The following is a 1785-nucleotide window of genomic DNA, read 5'->3' as shown; positions in this document are numbered from 1 at the left end:
CCTAGACCTGTCTTCCGCACGTGCGTGCGGTGAGATAGCTACGTGGTTGATTGTTCGGATCGGGTCGGGCTGATCGGGATGCGTGGTGGCGGGTCTGGGACTGTTCGTGGCTGTGTCGGTCATCGCGGGTTACGGGCCGCCGAGCGTCGAGAAGTCGCTCGGTGTGCTGCCCGTCGTGCGTGACTACCTGGCCCGCCTCGATCTGGCGGGCACGATCGACCGGCTCGCGCCGATGCGTGCGGACGTCAGCCGGGTCAGCCATGGGCAGGTCATCGCCGCGCTGGTCGCGAACCGGCTGACCTCGCCGACTCCGCTGTCGCACGTCACGTCGTGGGCGCGGGAGTGGGCGGTCGAGGAGATGTTCGACATCGCTTCGGACGCGTTGAACGACGACCGGGTCGGTCGGGCGCTTGACGCGTTCGCCCCGGTCTGCGAGCAGGTCGCCGGGTCGGTCGGCGCGGCGGCGATCACCGCGTTCGGTCTCGACGTGTCCCGTTTCCACTGGGACATGACCTCGATCTCGCTGTACGGCGACTACTCCCACACCGACAGCGACTACGCGACCCCGAAGTACGGGCATCCCAAAGACCGCCGGCCCGACCTCAAGCAGGTCCAGACGGGCCTGGCCAGTACCGGCGACGGCGGGATCCCACTGCTCCCACGCGCCTACGACGGCGGCGCCGGCGAGGTCGCCCAGGTCCAGGGCGCGCTGCGTGCCCTGGTCGACCTCGCCGGCCCACGCAGGTTCCTGCTGGTCGGGGACACCAAGCTCGTCTCCTACCCGAACCTGACCGCGCTGACCTCCACGCCCGGGGTCACGTTCCTCGCGCCGGCACCGAAAGCTGTCGTGCCCGCCGAGATCCTCGCCGGTCAGGACTGGGCCACCGCCACGATCATCGACCATGTCGCGGCCCGCGACCGGGACAAACCGATCCACCAGCGGGCGACCTACCGCGCCAGGGAAGGCCTGACCACCCTGCGGGGGCCCCGGAAGAAGGACCCGGCGGTCACCGTGCGCACCGTGTTCGTCTGGTCGTCGGCGAACGACCAGGCCGCGAAAGCGGCCCGCGCGCTCAAACTCGCCCGTGCCCGCGACGCCCTGGACACCCTCGCCCGCGCCGCGGGCAGCCACCATCTCTACCGCACCGAGACCGCGGTAACGGCCCGGGTGGCGTTCCTCGCGACGAAACACCGGGTCTCCCGCTACCTGATCGCTACGACCAGCGTCGACCCGGACACCGCAACACCGTCCCTGACCTGGCAGTTCGATCAGACGGTCCTGGACGCCGAGGCCGCCACCGACGGCTGGTACGCCCTGCTGACCAACCTGGACGACAGCATCAGTCCGGCCGAGGTCCTCGCCCGTTACAAGGGCCAGGAGGTCTCCGAACGCCGCTACGGCGCGTTCAAAGGCCCACTCGCGGTCGCGCCGATGTTCCTGCGTTCCAACCAGCGGATCCACGCCCTCATCCACGTGATCTGCCTGGCTCTGCTCGTCTTCTCGCTCATCGAGCGCCAAGCCCGCCTCGGTGCGGGCCCCGACGGGAAGATCCCCGGCCTCTACACCGGTCGTCCCGCACGCCCTACCGGGGCACTGGTCCTCAGCACCCTCAACAGGCTGCGTCTCGTACCCGCGCAGGACGACCGCCCCGCCTACATCCCACGCCCACCGCACCTGCACCAGCACCTCCTCGACATCCTCGGCGTCGACCCAACCAGACCACCTTGATCGACAATCAGGTCGGTCAACGCATCGAAACCCCATGTGCGAAAGACAGGCCTAGA

General features: G+C 69.2%; 1 protein-coding gene. It reads left to right on the top strand.

The window, feature by feature from the left end; all coding sequences use genetic code 11:
- Positions 1-85: 85 nt before the first annotated feature.
- Entirely contained in the window at positions 86-1729 is a 1644-nt protein-coding gene (locus BMG523DRAFT_RS22265) for an IS1634 family transposase (RefSeq protein WP_235463415.1), read from the top strand.
- Positions 1730-1785 lie beyond the last annotated feature (56 nt).

This window comes from Frankia sp. BMG5.23, assembly GCF_000685765.2.
GTDB classification, from domain to species: Bacteria; Actinomycetota; Actinomycetes; order Frankiales; family Frankiaceae; genus Frankia; species Frankia casuarinae.
The sequence above is the reverse complement of the archived record's forward strand: the minus strand, read 5'-3'. Positions and strand labels throughout refer to the sequence as shown.